Source organism: Sporosarcina sp. (assembly GCF_029257255.1).
In the GTDB taxonomy this organism is placed as follows: domain Bacteria; phylum Bacillota; class Bacilli; order Bacillales_A; family Planococcaceae; genus Sporosarcina.
Map to the genome: position 1 here is coordinate 21583 of NZ_JARICI010000088.1, position 15750 is coordinate 37332.

At 40.0% G+C, this 15750-nt stretch carries 19 protein-coding genes; 2 read left to right on the forward strand and 17 right to left on the reverse strand.

Annotated elements, in window-relative coordinates; translation table 11 throughout:
• Positions 1–13: 13 nt before the first annotated feature.
• The 7 genes from Q1J64_RS16325 to Q1J64_RS16355 form a co-directional block, all read right to left on the reverse strand.
• Positions 14–193 carry a hypothetical protein gene (locus Q1J64_RS16325; protein WP_301110184.1) on the reverse strand — a complete coding sequence of 60 codons (180 nt, stop codon included), beginning with the start codon at positions 191–193 and terminating at the stop codon, positions 14–16.
• Positions 194–269: 76 nt separating this feature from the next.
• Positions 270–410, reverse strand: coding sequence for a DUF488 domain-containing protein (locus Q1J64_RS16330; RefSeq protein ID WP_367183406.1), 141 nt, complete (start codon positions 408–410; stop codon positions 270–272).
• 100 nt (positions 411–510) lie between these two features.
• Positions 511–1035: a D-glycero-alpha-D-manno-heptose-1,7-bisphosphate 7-phosphatase gene (locus tag Q1J64_RS16335; RefSeq protein ID WP_301110185.1), complete on the reverse strand. Its 525-nt coding sequence runs from the start codon at positions 1033–1035 to the stop codon at positions 511–513.
• A gap of 81 nt (positions 1036–1116) precedes the next feature.
• On the reverse strand, positions 1117–1611 hold the full coding sequence (locus tag Q1J64_RS16340) for a GNAT family N-acetyltransferase (protein ID WP_301110186.1): 495 nt from the start codon (positions 1609–1611) through the stop codon (positions 1117–1119).
• A gap of 42 nt (positions 1612–1653) precedes the next feature.
• On the reverse strand, positions 1654–2151 hold the full coding sequence (locus tag Q1J64_RS16345) for an LURP-one-related/scramblase family protein (protein WP_301110187.1): 498 nt from the start codon (positions 2149–2151) through the stop codon (positions 1654–1656).
• A gap of 170 nt (positions 2152–2321) precedes the next feature.
• Positions 2322–3305 carry an NAD(P)/FAD-dependent oxidoreductase gene (locus Q1J64_RS16350; RefSeq protein WP_301110188.1) on the reverse strand — a complete coding sequence of 328 codons (984 nt, stop codon included), beginning with the start codon at positions 3303–3305 and terminating at the stop codon, positions 2322–2324.
• 107 nt (positions 3306–3412) lie between these two features.
• Positions 3413–3700 carry a DUF6509 family protein gene (locus tag Q1J64_RS16355; RefSeq protein WP_301110189.1) on the reverse strand — a complete coding sequence of 96 codons (288 nt, stop codon included), beginning with the start codon at positions 3698–3700 and terminating at the stop codon, positions 3413–3415.
• 171 nt (positions 3701–3871) lie between these two features.
• On the opposite strand from Q1J64_RS16355, the gene Q1J64_RS16360 reads away from it, so the two are divergent.
• Entirely contained in the window at positions 3872–5563 is a 1692-nt protein-coding gene (locus tag Q1J64_RS16360; RefSeq protein WP_301110190.1) for a M3 family oligoendopeptidase, read from the forward strand.
• Between the two features lie 40 nt (positions 5564–5603).
• Here the strand turns inward: Q1J64_RS16360 and Q1J64_RS16365 are convergent, their stop codons facing one another.
• From Q1J64_RS16365 to Q1J64_RS16385, 5 genes are all read right to left on the reverse strand, one after another.
• Positions 5604–6980 carry a GGDEF domain-containing protein gene (locus tag Q1J64_RS16365; RefSeq protein WP_301110191.1) on the reverse strand — a complete coding sequence of 459 codons (1377 nt, stop codon included), beginning with the start codon at positions 6978–6980 and terminating at the stop codon, positions 5604–5606.
• 279 nt (positions 6981–7259) lie between these two features.
• On the reverse strand, positions 7260–8939 hold the full coding sequence (locus tag Q1J64_RS16370) for a formate--tetrahydrofolate ligase (RefSeq protein ID WP_301110192.1): 1680 nt from the start codon (positions 8937–8939) through the stop codon (positions 7260–7262).
• A 33-nt stretch (positions 8940–8972) separates the two neighbouring features.
• Positions 8973–9956 (reverse strand): zinc-binding dehydrogenase, encoded by a 984-nt coding sequence (locus Q1J64_RS16375; protein ID WP_301110193.1) that lies wholly within the window; start codon positions 9954–9956, stop codon positions 8973–8975.
• A gap of 120 nt (positions 9957–10076) precedes the next feature.
• Positions 10077–10565: a helix-turn-helix domain-containing protein gene (locus Q1J64_RS16380; RefSeq protein ID WP_301110194.1), complete on the reverse strand. Its 489-nt coding sequence runs from the start codon at positions 10563–10565 to the stop codon at positions 10077–10079.
• Between the two features lie 142 nt (positions 10566–10707).
• Positions 10708–11193 (reverse strand): dUTP diphosphatase, encoded by a 486-nt coding sequence (locus tag Q1J64_RS16385; RefSeq protein WP_301110195.1) that lies wholly within the window; start codon positions 11191–11193, stop codon positions 10708–10710.
• A gap of 94 nt (positions 11194–11287) precedes the next feature.
• On the opposite strand from Q1J64_RS16385, the gene Q1J64_RS16390 reads away from it, so the two are divergent.
• Positions 11288–11671 carry a sigma-w pathway protein ysdB gene (locus tag Q1J64_RS16390; RefSeq protein WP_301110196.1) on the forward strand — a complete coding sequence of 128 codons (384 nt, stop codon included), beginning with the start codon at positions 11288–11290 and terminating at the stop codon, positions 11669–11671.
• Between the two features lie 38 nt (positions 11672–11709).
• Here Q1J64_RS16390 and Q1J64_RS16395 read toward each other — a convergent pair whose 3' ends face one another.
• From Q1J64_RS16395 to thrS, 5 genes are all read right to left on the reverse strand, one after another.
• On the reverse strand, positions 11710–12000 hold the full coding sequence (locus Q1J64_RS16395; RefSeq protein ID WP_301110197.1) for a DUF1294 domain-containing protein: 291 nt from the start codon (positions 11998–12000) through the stop codon (positions 11710–11712).
• 78 nt (positions 12001–12078) lie between these two features.
• Positions 12079–12438: a 50S ribosomal protein L20 gene (rplT, locus tag Q1J64_RS16400; RefSeq protein ID WP_009497644.1), complete on the reverse strand. Its 360-nt coding sequence runs from the start codon at positions 12436–12438 to the stop codon at positions 12079–12081.
• 67 nt (positions 12439–12505) lie between these two features.
• Positions 12506–12706 (reverse strand): 50S ribosomal protein L35, encoded by a 201-nt coding sequence (gene rpmI / locus Q1J64_RS16405; RefSeq protein ID WP_153730628.1) that lies wholly within the window; start codon positions 12704–12706, stop codon positions 12506–12508.
• Between the two features lie 26 nt (positions 12707–12732).
• Entirely contained in the window at positions 12733–13239 is a 507-nt protein-coding gene (gene infC / locus Q1J64_RS16410; protein ID WP_301110198.1) for a translation initiation factor IF-3, read from the reverse strand.
• A gap of 476 nt (positions 13240–13715) precedes the next feature.
• Entirely contained in the window at positions 13716–15647 is a 1932-nt protein-coding gene (gene thrS / locus Q1J64_RS16415; RefSeq protein WP_301110199.1) for a threonine--tRNA ligase, read from the reverse strand.
• Positions 15648–15750: the final 103 nt, after the last annotated feature.

The following is a 15750-nucleotide window of genomic DNA, read 5'->3' on the forward strand; positions in this document are numbered from 1 at the left end:
CTTAACGTATTATTTATATTTTTTGCATTTCAATTAACTTTTTATATATTGTAATTAATAAACCAATAATCACACCGCAAAAAATTACAATTATAAAATAAGGTGTCAAATCCCCGTTAAGTACCGCAATCGCAATAAAAAATAATATAACAGTTGCTACCACGCTTATAATTACATTTAAAAATATATTCAAACAAATTCCTCCTACGAAATAAATATAAAAGAGTCACAACTTAAAGTTATAACTCTTTTATATTTTAAATTAGTAGTTAAATAATATCATGGTATTGGTCATATTCAAGCTTTGCGTCTTCTTTACTGACGCCACGCGGCCATAATCGATCCACAAGAATGCGCATACCATCTTCTTTTTCAGCTTCATCATAGGCTCGTTTGATTTGTACAGGCATTTCAATCCTCCTATTTTACTGTCCTGTTATTCCTCTACCCTTCGGAATCTACTATAAATCAAAAAGTCCACTGATCTTTTTATGAAGATCAATAGACCGTTTACCCTTTATCTTTTATAATCCACTCTGCTGCACGAAATAGATCGGGGCGCACAGCATCAGCAATTTCATCACTTTCGCCAATAAACACTGTCCTCGTTCCCGCTTTCTTTCCTGCGATAATATCCGTATCGGTATCTCCGACCATATACGATGAAGATAATTCCACGTGATACTTCTTCGCCAAGTCTTCAAGAAGTTTACTGTTCGGTTTTCTGCATGCGCAGCCGGATTTCGGTTTATGCGGACAATAAACAGCCTCATGAATCACAGCGCCTTCTTTCAGCAGTTCATCTATCATATGTTTATGTATATCTTGCAACTGTGATTCCTTCATAAATCCCAGTCCTACACCACCCTGATTGGTAACAACGAACACATAATCAAATACTTCATTCAGTAGCCGGATAGCTTTTGCTGTATTAGGGAGAAAATAGAGCTGATTAGGCCGGTTTACAAACTTCACGCGGTCAGTCAACACTTCATTGATAACTCCGTCCCGATCAAGAAATACTGCTTTCTTCAACAGTGATCACTCCTTCATTTTTCTTTCCCATACAGTATGCTCAATAAGATTGCTGACATTCAGTTAAAGCAAAGAAACTTATTAGATCATCCATCCAAAAGCAGTTTCTTCGAGCTGTTTTCCGCCAATTTCGTCTATCGTCCGATCCACGATCACACCGCCCATTTTTTCATAAAAACGGCAAGCTGGATTTTCTGTCAGTGCCCAGATCAGCATAGATTGATGTCCTCCTTGTTTTAACACAGAAACGACATGATCAAAGAGTCTACGTCCGACTCCCTGTTTCTGACATTCTTCCAGTAAATAAACGGCATACAGTTCACCTGTATAGGATGGATACTCTTTTGTGCGTTCTTCCCCACCCGCAGCAAAACCGATAATGTCTCCCACTGCGTTTTCTGCAACAAAAACCGAATGTATTTCTGTGACTTTTTTCCATACAATCATTCGATTCTCCACGGAAAGCTCATCCAAATAAGCTTGCGGAACGATTCCCCGGTAAGTTGTACGCCAACTCTCCACTTGTACTTGCGCAATCGACCGTACGTCATTTCCATTTGCAATTCGAATATTCATACTTGTTTCCTCCTGATCCTCTTCAGTAAATAGCATGTTCCATTACATTGTAGCTGCTGAACTCGCTGCCGCCTGATCAGCTTTTGCACAATCAATTGCTATTACAAGTGCCACGATTAGCGTTTCCATTTCCTCTTTCATAATTTGAATCTGATAACTGTCTCCCCATGTAAACCAATGCTTATCTACCGTTCCAATGACTTCCCCATTTTGCAGAACGTCAAAATTCATATCCCACCAGTTACCTGTGACTTCAATCCCGACAGCATCAATAGAATAATTAGATTTAAAGAATGTAAATTGTTTTTTAATCGTCACTAATTCCTGGCCTTCCGTTTCTACAAAGAAGGTCGGCAGGAAACTGAAAGTCTTTTTTGTAATGAGTGCCACTTCGTTCATCTCTTTATTCATGATAGAAAAAGTCTTAGGGATCTTCATCCAGCTTCCCTCTACATAAAAAACATCTTTCTCATCCTGATCCTTTACCGTGAACTTTCCCGCAATACTGAAGATCTTTTGCTTGATGTACAGCCGCCTCATTTCATTTCCTCCCCCTTATCACATTGCAATTCATTTACTTACTTTTAGAAATTCATTACTTACTATACGTAAATGGCTGGGAAGAGTTTCATTTTGAAGAAATTTATACTAAAATTGCACATAAAAAAGCAGCCTTCATGAACAAGTCATAAAGGCTGCTTCTAGTATTATTAACCAAATACACTTGTACTGTGCAATGGCTGTATTTTTGCTTTAGGATCGATAAATGATTTAGCATGGCTAATCGCAATCGGCGCTTCGCCCATACCGACTGCAATCAATTTTACTTTGCCGTCATACGTCGTTACATCGCCTGCCGCAAAAATACCCGGGATGTTTGTTTCCATACGGGAGTTGACGACAATCGAGTTGCGCTCCATTTCGAGACCCCACTCTTTCAGCGGTCCGAGAGAAGAAATGTTTCCGTAGTTAACAACTACATGGTCCACTTCGAACTCTTTTGTGCTGCCACCTTTTTCAGTCAGTATCAATTTCTCGATTTTTTCACCATCACCGTGAATTTCGCTTACAGTATGTGAAGTCAGTACATTGACAGATGAATTATGAAGCTGATTGACACTTGTTTCATGTGCAGTGAAACGTTCTCTGCGGTGAACAAGAGTCACTTGACTTGCGATGTCTTCAAGCATTAGGGCCCAGTCAAGTGCAGAGTCTCCTCCGCCACAAACCAGGATATTCTGGTCTTTAAACAAAGAAAGGTCCTTGATGCCATAGTGCAATGTCTTTCCTTCAAAAACTGGCTCTTCTTTCAAACCTATTTTACGCGGCTGGAACGCTCCGATTCCGGCAGTCAATAAAATTGTACGTGTCAGATGCTGGCCCTTGTCTGTAGTCAAAACGAAATAATCGTCTTTCTTCTCTACAGAAATCGCTGCTTCTCCCAAGATAATCTCGGGATTGCCATAATGTGCCTGCGTGACTAAGTTCGCCACGAGGTCTTTCGCCAGAATTTTAGGGAAGCCGCCTACATCATAGATATATTTATCTGGATATAGCTCAATCAATTGGCCACCGAGCTGCGGCAGGCTATCGATAATTTTTACAGACATTTCACGCATACCCGCATAGAAAGATGAGAACAATCCAGTCGGACCTCCGCCGATAATCGTAATATCCACTATTTCTTGATTCATGTAAAACACTCCTATATTCAATTCTTAATAGCTAAACTTCTGAGGTTTACTGCGTATATTCCAACTATATTATCTACTATTTTTAAAGTAAATACATCTATTTTGTTTTACATTTCAGGAAAGTTCGCTAAGCAATACTGTTCCACTGCTGCCTTTTCTTCATCGTCCCATTCCACGTCGAAAACACTCTCCGTTGCCAATTCATAAAATTGGTATGTAAGCATTTTACGTTGGCCGTCTCTGACTGAATAAAGAACCTTCAGTCCGGTGCCGTTTTCATTAAATAATTCGTCCTCTTCATCCAGTTTAACTGTCAAAAGAAATTCATACCTCTGACCTTCGATAATCCCTGTTGGATCTACTAATTCTTGTGCGTTGCCGTTTACTATATTCATTCAACTTCTCCTTCTTCCCGCTCTGTAAAGAGTTTGCTTCCTCTATCCTACCTCATTTAATAGGAGTGGGGCAATTTATGGAGCAAATTTCTGTTAAAAAGTTTGCTATCCCCCTCGTTTTGCTGGAAAATGAAGGGATAGACACGTTATAGATGTATTAGGAGGAGTTACATGCTTACATTTGAGGATTATGAATATGCCCGGCCAAATCTCGAAGAACTGTCAAAACAGTTTCATTCTTTGCTTAGTGAATTTAGAACGGCTGGTTCTTTTGAAGATCAGTCAGCCATCATCGAACAGATTAACAAATTGACAAGGAACTACAGCACCCAGGAAAATATTATGTATATTCGTTCTTCTATCGATACAAATGATACATTTTATCAGCAAGAACGAGATATTTTTGATGAAATGGGACCTCAATTCCAAGCTCTTCAAAGCGAATACTATAAAGCCCTGCTTGCCACGCCTTTTAGGAAGGACCTCGAGTCAAAATGGGGCCTCCAGCTATTTGCACTTGCGGAGAATGCTGTTAACGCTTACTCGGACGAAGTTCAACCTCTTTTACAGCAGGAGAACAAACTGATTTCTGAATATGCGAAGCTCGTAGCTTCTGCGCAAATTGAGTTTCAAGGTGAAATATTGACTCTCGCGCAGCTCGGACCTTATAAAGAATCACTGGACAGAGCAGTCAGGAAAGAAGCTATGTCAGCTTCTGCTGATTTCTTTGCGTCACATGAGAGTCAATTTGATGATATTTTTGATCAGCTTGTCAATGTTCGCCATCAGATTGCTGTTGCTCTCGGATATAAAAACTTTACAGAACTCGGATATGTACGCATGGACCGTATTGGATATGATGTACAGATGGTGGAAGGATTCAGGAAACAAATTAGAGAATCAATTGTTCCGTTAACTGTAGAAATACGTGAAGCACAGGCTGGACGTATAGGGGTATCTGAATTGATGTTTTACGATGAGCCGCTTCATTATAAAGATGGAAACCCACAGCCAAAAGGTTCGCCGGAATGGATTATCAGTAATGGGCAAAAGATGTATCAGGAACTTTCTAGGGAAACCGGACGTTTTTTTGATTATATGAACCGTAAAAACCTTCTGGATCTGGTAGCGAAAAAAGGCAAAGAAGCAGGCGGCTATTGTACATTCATTGAAGATTATGATTCACCGTTCATTTTCTCTAATTTTAATGGGACTTCTGGCGATATTGATGTATTGACTCATGAAGCGGGCCACGCATTTCAAGTGTACTCCAGCCGAACAATCGGCATTCCCGAATATATTTGGCCCACGAGCGAAGCTGCTGAAATACACTCGATGAGTATGGAATTTTTCACTTGGTCGTGGATGGACTACTTCTTCGGAGAGCACGCTGACCGTTATCGCTATACACACCTGATCGAAGGTGTGCTTTTCTTGCCTTATGGTGTGGCTGTTGATGAATTCCAGCATCGTATTTACGAGCAGCCTGAACTTACTCCTGCAGAACGTAAAGCCATTTGGACGGAGCTGGAAAATACCTACTTGCCATCCCGTGACTATGATGGGCATCCTTATTTAGAGCAAGGCGGCTTCTGGCAGCGTCAAGGTCACATATATGAAGTGCCGTTTTATTATATCGACTATACGCTGGCACAAATTTGTGCATTCCAGTTCTGGAAGCGTTCGCTTGATAATTTCGATTCGGCATGGGCTGATTATGTTACTCTTTGCAAACTTGGCGGTTCAAAGTCCTTTTTAGAACTGCTAAAAGAAGCACATCTGCAGTCTCCTTTCGAAGATGGCACTGTACAGGATATTGTCGATTCAATTAAGCACTGGTTATCAGAAAACGAGCCCACCTAATTACAAACAAAAACGGTCATCGCATGTGATGACCGTTTTTTTAGATTTCTATGGAATGGAATAAGGAATATTGATCTTTTCCTTTTTTCTTAGAATGGTACAAGGCTAAATCAGCTTTATGGTAGAGCGTATGCATCGTATCCTTCGTTTCTGCAATCGCTATTCCTATACTGATCGATAAGTGAATATTCTCTTTCGCCAAGTAGCTAAAGGAATCTCGCATTGTTTCAAGCATCCGTTCAGCGCGTACTTTTACTTCTTCCTCAGTCAACCTTGAGAATAACACGACGAATTCATCTCCACCAATACGTGCAGATAAATTTTCACTGCCGCTCTCTTTTTCAATAATTTTAGCTGCCTGCCTAAGAAGCTTGTCACCTTCTCCATGCCCTAAAGAGTCATTTACTAACTTAAAATTATCCAAATCAATAATCATAAACTGCAGCGGACCTTTCTTCTGACGCAGCCATTCAACTGCAGAATCCTCAAATACAGCACGGTTTTTCAATCCAGTTAGTACATCATGGAAAGCTAAATGAACAGGCCTTGAAACCATACGGGCGATAATGATGGAAAGGATAATCGTTATCATAGTGATCGCAATGATTTCATAAATGAATTTAGTTCTGTAAGATGCCAACACACTGGCAAACGGAACATCATAATAGGCGATTTCTACGACTCTGTTGGTTGAAAGTCCTTCTGCTTTTTCTGCCTTATAAGGTATGTATCGATAAGTCAAAACTTGCCCTTCCTCTTTGACCATCACTTCTTTTGTCTCAAAATCACTGAACGCTTCTTTTAAAATTGCTTCTCGTGATTCAGCAATTTTATCTTCTCGATCTGATCTTCTATCACCTAATAACAATCCTAAGGAACTGAAAACATTGATCGACTTTATCTGTTCATTTTCTTTTTCAAGACGAAGCGTTGTATCAAGGAAATTAAATTCTTCAAATTCTATCTGGTCTTCTAAGTAATAAGCCAGTTCAATTATATAGTGACCATCGGGAGTTGGCATATAGGTGAATTTCTTGAATTCGCCTGTATTTTGCTGAATATCTAATGCATCATGAGAGAATATTCCACTCTCTCGACGCTCTGTCAATAACTTACCGAAATTTTTGCAGCATTCATTAAAATTCAAACCGATATCAGGTTTGTAACTGCTTGCAATGATTTCATTGTTCGTATCAATAATGAAAACTTCCATTCCACTATCTCTTGCCATGCCCTCAAAATCCCACTTCGTAAAATCAGGGTTCTGCTTATACAGCTCAAGTAACTCAAATGAATAGGCTTCCATATTAACAGTACGATCTATATCTAGAATATTATATACTTTATCGATCGTAGAAAGACTTGTAATGATTTCGTCTTCTGCCATCTGAATCTGCGTCTCTAAATTCTCTTCCACATTGGTCTTCAGCTTGAGATAATCCGCAACAACGATAATGAGGGATAAGAGCAGTGTAAATGAAAGAAGGATGATCGTTAACTTGGTGCGAAAATACTTATCCAGTTCACTTCACCTCTTTATTTTATTCAATAGTTATAAAACTCTTTTATTAGTATAACATAAGAATAGTCCAATGGAACCCCTACTAATGTCACAATTCATTATTGTCATTAATTAGAAATATTTACAATAAAAAAAAGCAAAGAGCCAAATAAACTCCTTGCTTTTTTCTCTGTGTTACATGAGACCTTTTGCATTCCCATTTTCATCTATATCCATATTTAAGGCTGCTGGTTGTTTTGGTAAACCAGGCATAGTCATAATTTCTCCTGTTAGGCAAACAAGAAAACCTGCACCTAACTTAGGTAGAATCTTTCGGACAGTAATCATAAAATCAGTTGGTTTTCCTAATTTTTTAGGATCATCTGAAAATGAATATTGAGTTTTCGCCATGCAAATAGGTAAAAGATCCCATCCATTTCTTTGAATCTCAGCAAGATCCTTCATTGCTTGATCTGTAAAAATTACGCCGAGCCCCCCATACACTTTCTGGACGATTGCTGTAACTTTTTCTTCCACTGTCTGCCCTACATCATAAATCGGGGAAAAGTTATTAGGCTCCTCCATCGCTTTTAGCACTTCCTTCGCTAATTGCTCGCCGCCAGCTCCACCATTTTTCCAAACATCTGTCAAAGCAATTTTCACGTGATTGGATTCACACCATTGCTGCACCTGTTGCAGTTCGCTCTCTGAGTCTGTAATAAAATGGTTTAAAGCGACGACCGGTTGGACACCAAACGCACGCACAGTTTCCACATGCTTTTCTAAGTTCACTAGGCCACGTTCGACAGCCTTAGTATTCTCTTGTTTCAGCTCAGTTTTTGCCACACCACCATGCATTTTTAACGCACGAATTGTAGTGACCAACACCACTGCATCTGGTTGGAACTTTCCTATGCGTGCTTTAATATCCATGAATTTTTCCGCACCTAAATCTGAACCAAAACCAGCTTCAGTGACAACGAAATCAGCTAAATTTCTAGCAGTGTTTGTTGCAATCAGCGAGTTGCAGCCATGGGCAATATTTGCAAATGGGCCACCATGAATTAATGCGGGTGTACCTTCTATAGTCTGTACCAGATTCGGCTTAAAGGCATCCTTAAGCAGTAAAGTAAGAGCACCTTCTACTTTCAAATCCCTTACCGTAATAGCCTCTTTATCGTATGTGTAGCCAATAACAATTTCAGCTAAGCGTTCTTTCAGGTTCTGTAAGTCTGTTGCCAAGCAGAATATAGCCATAATTTCTGAAGCAACAGTAATATCAAAACTTTCTTCTCTCGGTACACCTTGAGAAGGACCGCCTAGCCCGATAGTTACATGGCGCAACGCACGGTCATTCATATCCATGACACGTTTCCATGTAATACGGCGTGGATCAATATTCAAGAAGTTACCTTGATGTAAATGATTGTCAATCATAGCACTCAATGCATTATTTGCTGTTGTAATGGCATGAAGATCTCCTGTGAAATGCAGATTAATATCTTCCATCGGCAATACTTGAGAAAATCCGCCGCCAGTTGCACCACCTTTTACTCCCATAACAGGTCCTAATGAAGGCTCACGTAATGCAATTATCGTATCTTTCCCTAGACGTGTCAGCGCATCCCCCAACCCGACAGTAACCGTAGACTTACCTTCTCCAGCAGGTGTTGGACTTGTTGCTGTAACCAGAATCACTTTTGCCTGACTCGTATTTTTAGGGATCAAATCCACATTCAGTTTTGCTTTATACTTCCCGTATAACTCCACGGCCTCTAAAGGTATACCGGCTTTTTCAGCAATTGCCTCAATTGGCTGCATCGTTGCTTTAGAAGCAATTTCTAAATCTGAAACAATCTTCACTTGCTCCGTCACTTCTCCCACTGCCTTTCCATTCAAACTAGAATTTCACTGCTCTATCTGTAAAACTATTTTTCCGAATTGAACACTATCATCCAATCTTGAAAACGCGTCTTCTGTTTTTGAAAGAGGAATAACAGAATCAATGACCGGATGGATCTTATACTCTTCAATAAATGAAAGCATTTCACGCAGCTCTTCTCGACTACCCATTGTCGTTCCCAGGAGGGTGAATTGTCCATAAAAGAACTCGCGTAGATTAAACTCAACCGTATCCTCAGTAGTCGCACCAAAGACTACAATGCGTCCCCCAAGCTTCAGCACCTCAAGTGAGCGATTAAAAGTTGCTCTTCCTACACTCTCAATTACAAGATCAACATTTTCATTTTTCAATTCTTCCTGCCAATCGCTATTTGTATCGATTGCCAGATCTGCTCCTATTTCAACAGCACGTCGTCTTTTTTCTTCACTTCTTGATGATACAATAACGCGAGCCCCTAGCTGCTTAGCAAACTGTATCAAAAATGTTGCGACTCCGCTACCTGCTCCTGGTATAAACACAGTCTGACCTTCTTCTATTTGTCCTTTTGTGACAAGTGCCCGATAACCAGTCAGTCCGGCTAAAGCAATGACAGCAGACTCTTCCCATGTTAAAGAGGAAGGCTTCTTCTCCAGCTGTTCAGCAGAAATGCATATTTTCTCTGCAAATGTGCCATGATTCGGCATGCCCAGAATATCAAATTCAGCTGAAGGAGCGTGGCTCTTTTTAAACCAGCGGAGTGACGGGTTGATGATGACTTCATCCCCGACATTCCAATTATTTACCCCTTCACCTAGAGATTCTATTATGCCTGCTCCGTCAGAACCAAGTACGAGTGCGTCCTTTGCATCTCCTCTGCGTGCTGGAATTTTGGTATCTCGCCTGTTTAAGCCTGCTGCTTTTAACGCAACAATAACTTCTCCTTCACCTGCTTTAGGTTCTGTGATGTCTGAATACTTCAATTCACCATTCTCATGAACGAATGCCTTCAATCAACTCATCCTCCCTACGATTATATACGCCTCTATCATATCGTATTTTGAACCTTTTTCATACTCTGTGTTATCTGTATATTTGCATAAAAAAACACAATGAGCAAACTGCTCATTGTGTCATATATTTCGTCTTTTATATTTGGCCAGCTCTACTAATTCAAGCACATCTTTTTTAGGCAGTCTGATGACAAGTTCCAGCAATTCTTTTTCGGCGAGTCGACGACCTTTTCCGCTGCGATACCGTTCTTTATTGAATGAATCAATATCTGCATACATTTGGTCGCTTTCAGTAGGCCATTTGCTTGCTGCTTCTACATTCATCGTTTCACGAAGTCGGTCGTACAGGGATTCTATTGTATTTCCAGTTGTTTTTATAAAAGGAGTAAAGGTCACTTCACCCATAATTAACTCATCTGTTGAAACTGAAAAGCGTTCTGAAATTTTTGCAATCCAGGCTGCAGACGGCGCATTTTTCCCGCGCTCCCAATCTTTAATCCGACTAGCAGATGTTCCGATTGCAGCACCAAAGGCCATCATAGACAGTCCTCTTCGTTCTCTCAATGCTTTCAACCGCAACCCAAAATCGTCCTTACTCCATTCGTTCAACTAAATCCCCCCCATATGACCATTCTTCTTTAATATTATTGTTCAGAAGGTCTTTTTGTCAATTGACTTTTAAATCAAAATTTTTTCCTATAAAAATAATTTTATCATCAAATCCACAATATATCAATCAAGTTACTACCTGTTAATAACCGCTTCTTTGTCGAGCATAGTTTTCTTCGTTTTTATCGATGTATGCCTGAATAATCTGTTCTTCAGTGAAGCCCAGTTGTTTTGCCAACAAGCCGTACATTACCCAGATCGCCTGATAGTTTTCAAACGACAGATCATCTAAAAATGTATAGATTGAACGGCCTGTTTGGAGAAACAACTTCGTCAGATCTTGTTCATCTACTGCATTGGCGGGCCACTCTTCCAAACTATCAAATCCTTTTTCAATTCCCAATGAAAGCAGAAAATGAATAGAATCCACATATTCTTCTAAGATGACATCGTTTGCAGAAGGACCTTTTGTGCTCCAGAATTTAAAGCATCTCGTTTCATTGGCCAATTCCGCTAATTCGACTGCCAGCGCCAAGCCTCTTTCGTTAAAAGTTTCGGCTGGCTGATGATTTTTTTGTATGTATGTATCTAGTGCACGTTGCATCTCAAATAATTTATCTAATTTCATTTCAAATATCCCTCCGATTGTTTGCGGTAAAATGAAACCTTTTGACCTGCCCGTCCGTATAGTAGTGTATTATATCTTTGCAGGAGTTGATTTCATGGTTTTACTGATTCGCGTATTCATCATAGCACTTGTCATTTACTTGTTCTATGCTGGAATCCGCTATTTGACAGATGCCAAGCGAAAATTGGATGAAGCGTATGAAAAAGAACAATATTATTTTTTTGATGATGTGAAAAATATTCGTAAAAATTTCTTTATTACTTATAAAGGTGCAATGTTTGAAGGTGAAAAATACTTAGGTACAACAACAGATTCATTCGACGTAGTTTCTATATTCATTTGGGTAAAAAATGAAGCGAAACTGCAAGGGATGTCTAAAGAAGACTTTTATTTCTTGGAATCTGAAGTAAAAACTAATTATCCTCATGCGGAGATCAACTGGAAAAATCCCATTGAGCAGCTCATGAAATCAGAATAGTTAAGAAAGGAAATAGCTTATTCAAGCTGTTTCCTTTTTTAATATGTGATGGCACTTGGCATCCGAACACCTAAAGCAGCAAGTATAAGGACAATATCAGCCATTGCCAGCAGTAAGAAACCGATTCGAAATCCAGTCTTTCTCGTCTTATGGCGGAAAACTTGCATTCCTAAATACGAACCGATGCCCCCGCCTAGTATTGCGAGCAGCCAAAGATTGCGTTCAGGAACTCGTTGCCTTTTCTTCTTTGCCTGATTCTTATCGTAGCCCATCGATGCAAATGCCCAAACAGATAGGATTGCCATATAAATCATCAGTGTCTGCGCCAAGTGATTCACTCCTTCATACGAAAAAACCGCTGTCGTTTCATATAAGAATGAAAACAACAGCGGAAATTTTAGTTCATCTTATTTTGCAACCGATTTTTTTGCAGTTTCTGCAAGTTGTGCAAATGCTTGTGCATCTGTAACAGCTAGATCTGCAAGCATTTTACGGTTAACATCGATGCCAGCTACTTTCAAGCCGTGCATTAATGTGCTGTATGAAAGACCATTCATACGTGCAGCCGCGTTGATACGTGTAATCCATAGTTTACGGAAATCACGTTTCTTTTGACGACGATCACGGTATGCATAGTTATAAGATTTCATTACCTGTTGGTTAGCAACCTTATAAAGTCTATGTTTTGAACCAAAGTAGCCTTTTGCTAATTTCAATACTCGTTTATGACGCTTGCGCGTGACTGTTCCACCTTTTACGCGTGGCATAGTGCATTACCTCCTGCTTATCTTGTAAGTGTGTGTTGATAGAATTCGTTACCGAGTTCTACCGGTATTACTTCATGTTTGTTAGCATTTCACGAATACGCTTGTAATCGCCTGAAGAAACTAGTGAAGACTTACGTAGGTGACGTTTAGCCTTCGTAGACTTGTTAGCAAAAAGGTGACTTGTGTAAGCACGGCCACGCTTTAATTTACCAGATCCAGTTTTTTTGAAACGTTTCGCGGAACCGCGGTGAGTTTTCATTTTTGGCATGTTCTGTTCCTCCTAAATTGTTCGTGTTACTGTTTCTCGGCAAGCGGTGCAAGTATTAAGAACATGCTCCGACCTTCCATTTTTGGTTTTACTTCAACAGTTGCGACTTCTTTGCATGCTTCTGCAAAGCGATCGAGCACTCGTTGACCGATTTCTTTGTGCGTAATTGCACGTCCACGGAAACGAATTGAAGCTTTTACCTTATCCCCATTTTCTAGGAATTTAACTCCATTACGAAGTTTCGTTTGGAAATCGTGTTCATCAATTGTCGGGCTGAGCCGAACTTCTTTCATATTGATGATCTTCTGATTTTTACGAACTTCACGCTCTTTCTTTTGCAGTTCGAACTTGAACTTTCCATAGTCCATAACACGAGCTACTGGGGGCTTCGCTTGTGGAGCGACAAGAACAAGGTCCAGGTTCACTCGAGCAGCAATTTCTAAAGCTTCATTACGTGTTTTGATACCAAGCTGCTCGCCATTGTGATCAATTAAGCGAAGCTCTCTTGCTCGGATACCGTCATTTACGTACATGTCTTTGCTAATAGTAATCCACCTCCGAATATTGTCTCGTGAATACACGTTTTGGGTATGTCGAACAATTCGACTTTAGGTTCCCATAGGTCCATCCATTTTACGAAATAAAAAAAGTAGACAAATGATATTTGTCTACCCGCGTAAGTAATCTATGCAAATCTGCATAGTAATTCACTTATGTGCCAACCTGTCAACAACTTCATTGCGTCGAGTAGGTGAGAAGCGGGTAGCCTCTTCTTATACCACAAACTGTATTCAGTTAACCTTATTTACTTTATCATGATTTGTGCTGAGTGTCAACAATAACAAACTTCTCAATTGCTGGATTCACTTTTTACGTTTGATTTAAATCAACTTTATTAGTATACCGCACTATTTAAAGTTTAGCAACTATTTTATAAAATCTTCCCTAACAGCGAAAGTGTGCAGCTATAAATAGCTGCACACTTTACCTCAGTAGAGTTTTTATTCGCTTATTTCTTAACGTCTTCTTTAATCATTTCCAAAAACGAATCAAACAGCATAACTTCAGATTTTTGTTCACCGTACTTACGGACGTTTACTTCTCCTGCTTCGACTTCTTTATCCCCAAGAACAAGCATGTAAGGTACTTTTTGAACTTGCGCTTCACGGATTTTGTAACCAAGTTTTTCATCACGGCTATCTACATCAACACGGAAACCTGAAAGCGTTAATTTCTCTTTCACTTGCTCAGCGTAATCGTAATGCACATCAGGTGAAACTGGAATCACTTCTACTTGAATTGGTGCCAACCATGTCGGGAATGCACCTTTGTATTCTTCAATTAAGAAAGCCACAAAACGCTCCATTGTCGAAACGACACCGCGGTGAATGACCACTGGACGATGTTGTTTTCCATCCTCACCGATATATGTTAAATCAAAGCGTTCAGGAAGAAGAAAGTCAAGCTGTGCAGTAGAAAGAGTTTCTTCCATTCCGATTGCTGTCTTTACCTGTACATCAAGTTTCGGTCCATAGAAAGCTGCCTCGCCTTCTACTTCTGTATATGGAAGTTCCAGCTCATCCATGGCTTCCTTGAGCATAAACTGTGCACGTTCCCACATTTCATCGTCATCAAAGTATTTTTCCGTATCAGCAGGATCACGATATGATAAACGGAACGAATAGTCTTTTATATTAAAGTCTTTATAAACTTCAATAATTAATAAAATTACACGTTTCAATTCTTCTTTAATCTGATCAGGTCGCACAAAAATATGCGCATCGTTCAATGTCATACCACGTACCCGCTGAAGACCTGAGAGAGCTCCCGACATTTCATATCGGTGCATTGTGCCAAGCTCTGCAATACGGAGAGGTAAGTTACGATAAGAGTGAATACCATTTTTATAGATCATCATGTGGTGCGGACAATTCATCGGCCGCAGGACTAAATCTTCGTTATCCATGCTCATTATCGGGAACATGCCGTCTTGATAGTGATCCAAGTGTCCTGAAGTCTTATATAATTCCAAGCTTCCCAGCACAGGAGTGTAAACGTGCTGATAACCTAGTCTCTCTTCTTTATCGACGATGTATCGTTCAACAACACGGCGAATCGTTGCACCCTTCGGTAGCCATAGAGGTAAACCTTGTCCGACCTTTTGAGAGTTAGTGAAAAGATTAAGTTCTTTACCGATCTTCCGGTGATCCCGTTCTTTCGCTTCTTCCAATAAACGCAAATGCTCTTTCAGCTCATCTTTCTTGAAGAACGCTGTACCGTAAATACGCTGGAGCATTTTATTGTCTGAGTTTCCTCTCCAATAAGCACCTGCGATACTAAGCAATTTGAATTCTTTCAACTTGCCAGTGGCCGGTACGTGAATGCCGCGACATAAGTCGAAAAATTCACCTTGTTCATAGATTGAGACTTGTTCACCTTCAGGAATCGCTTGAAGAAGTTCTAGTTTGTACTCATCATCAATTTCTTTAAAGCGTCTTTCTGCTTCTTCACGGGAAACGTCATGACGGATAACCGGGAAGTTTTCACCGATAATACGCTTCATTTCTTTTTCCAACTCAGGTAAATCTTCAGCAGTGATCGGTGTAGGTGAGTCGATATCATAATAAAATCCGTTTTGAATAACCGGACCAATTCCTAATTTCGCATCGGGGAATTTACGTTTAACAGCCTGTGCTAACAAGTGAGCCGTGCTGTGTCGTAGGATTTCCAAAGCTTCATCGGAAGTCGGAGTAATAATACTGATCTCCCCGTCTTCATGAATCGGTGTTTTTAAGTCGATCAACTGATCTCCGATTTTTCCTGCCAGAGCGCTTTTACGTAGCCCCGGACTAATAGATCCAGCAATGTCTTCAGTTGTTGTGCCGTTCGGAAACTCTTTTACTGCTCCATCTGGAAATGTTAAATGAATGTTTTCTGCCATTTGTATGACTCCCTTTCTTATTGAAAACTAAAAAATTGAACGCAAAAAAGCCTCATCCCTAAAGGGACGAGGCTTGAGCTCGTGGTTCCACCCTTCTTCCTTC

Excerpts from the sequence above, each read along its gene's own strand:
- Q1J64_RS16330 (WP_367183406.1), bottom strand. The coding sequence starts at position 410 with ATGCCTGTACAAATCAAACGAGCCTATGATGAAGCTGAAAAAGAAGAT.
- Q1J64_RS16340 (WP_301110186.1), bottom strand. The coding sequence starts at position 1,611 with ATGAATATTCGAATTGCAAATGGAAATGACGTACGGTCGATTGCGCAA.
- Q1J64_RS16345 (WP_301110187.1), bottom strand. The coding sequence starts at position 2,151 with ATGAGGCGGCTGTACATCAAGCAAAAGATCTTCAGTATTGCGGGAAAG.
- Q1J64_RS16350 (WP_301110188.1), bottom strand. The coding sequence starts at position 3,305 with ATGAATCAAGAAATAGTGGATATTACGATTATCGGCGGAGGTCCGACT.
- Q1J64_RS16355 (WP_301110189.1), bottom strand. The coding sequence starts at position 3,700 with ATGAATATAGTAAACGGCAACGCACAAGAATTAGTAGATCCAACAGGG.
- Q1J64_RS16360 (WP_301110190.1), top strand. The coding sequence starts at position 3,872 with ATGCTTACATTTGAGGATTATGAATATGCCCGGCCAAATCTCGAAGAA.
- Q1J64_RS16385 (WP_301110195.1), bottom strand. The coding sequence starts at position 11,193 with ATGAAATTAGATAAATTATTTGAGATGCAACGTGCACTAGATACATAC.
- Q1J64_RS16390 (WP_301110196.1), top strand. The coding sequence starts at position 11,288 with ATGGTTTTACTGATTCGCGTATTCATCATAGCACTTGTCATTTACTTG.
- rplT (WP_009497644.1), bottom strand. The coding sequence starts at position 12,438 with ATGCCACGCGTAAAAGGTGGAACAGTCACGCGCAAGCGTCATAAACGA.
- rpmI (WP_153730628.1), bottom strand. The coding sequence starts at position 12,706 with ATGCCAAAAATGAAAACTCACCGCGGTTCCGCGAAACGTTTCAAAAAA.
- infC (WP_301110198.1), bottom strand. The coding sequence starts at position 13,239 with ATGTACGTAAATGACGGTATCCGAGCAAGAGAGCTTCGCTTAATTGAT.
- thrS (WP_301110199.1), bottom strand. The coding sequence starts at position 15,647 with ATGGCAGAAAACATTCATTTAACATTTCCAGATGGAGCAGTAAAAGAG.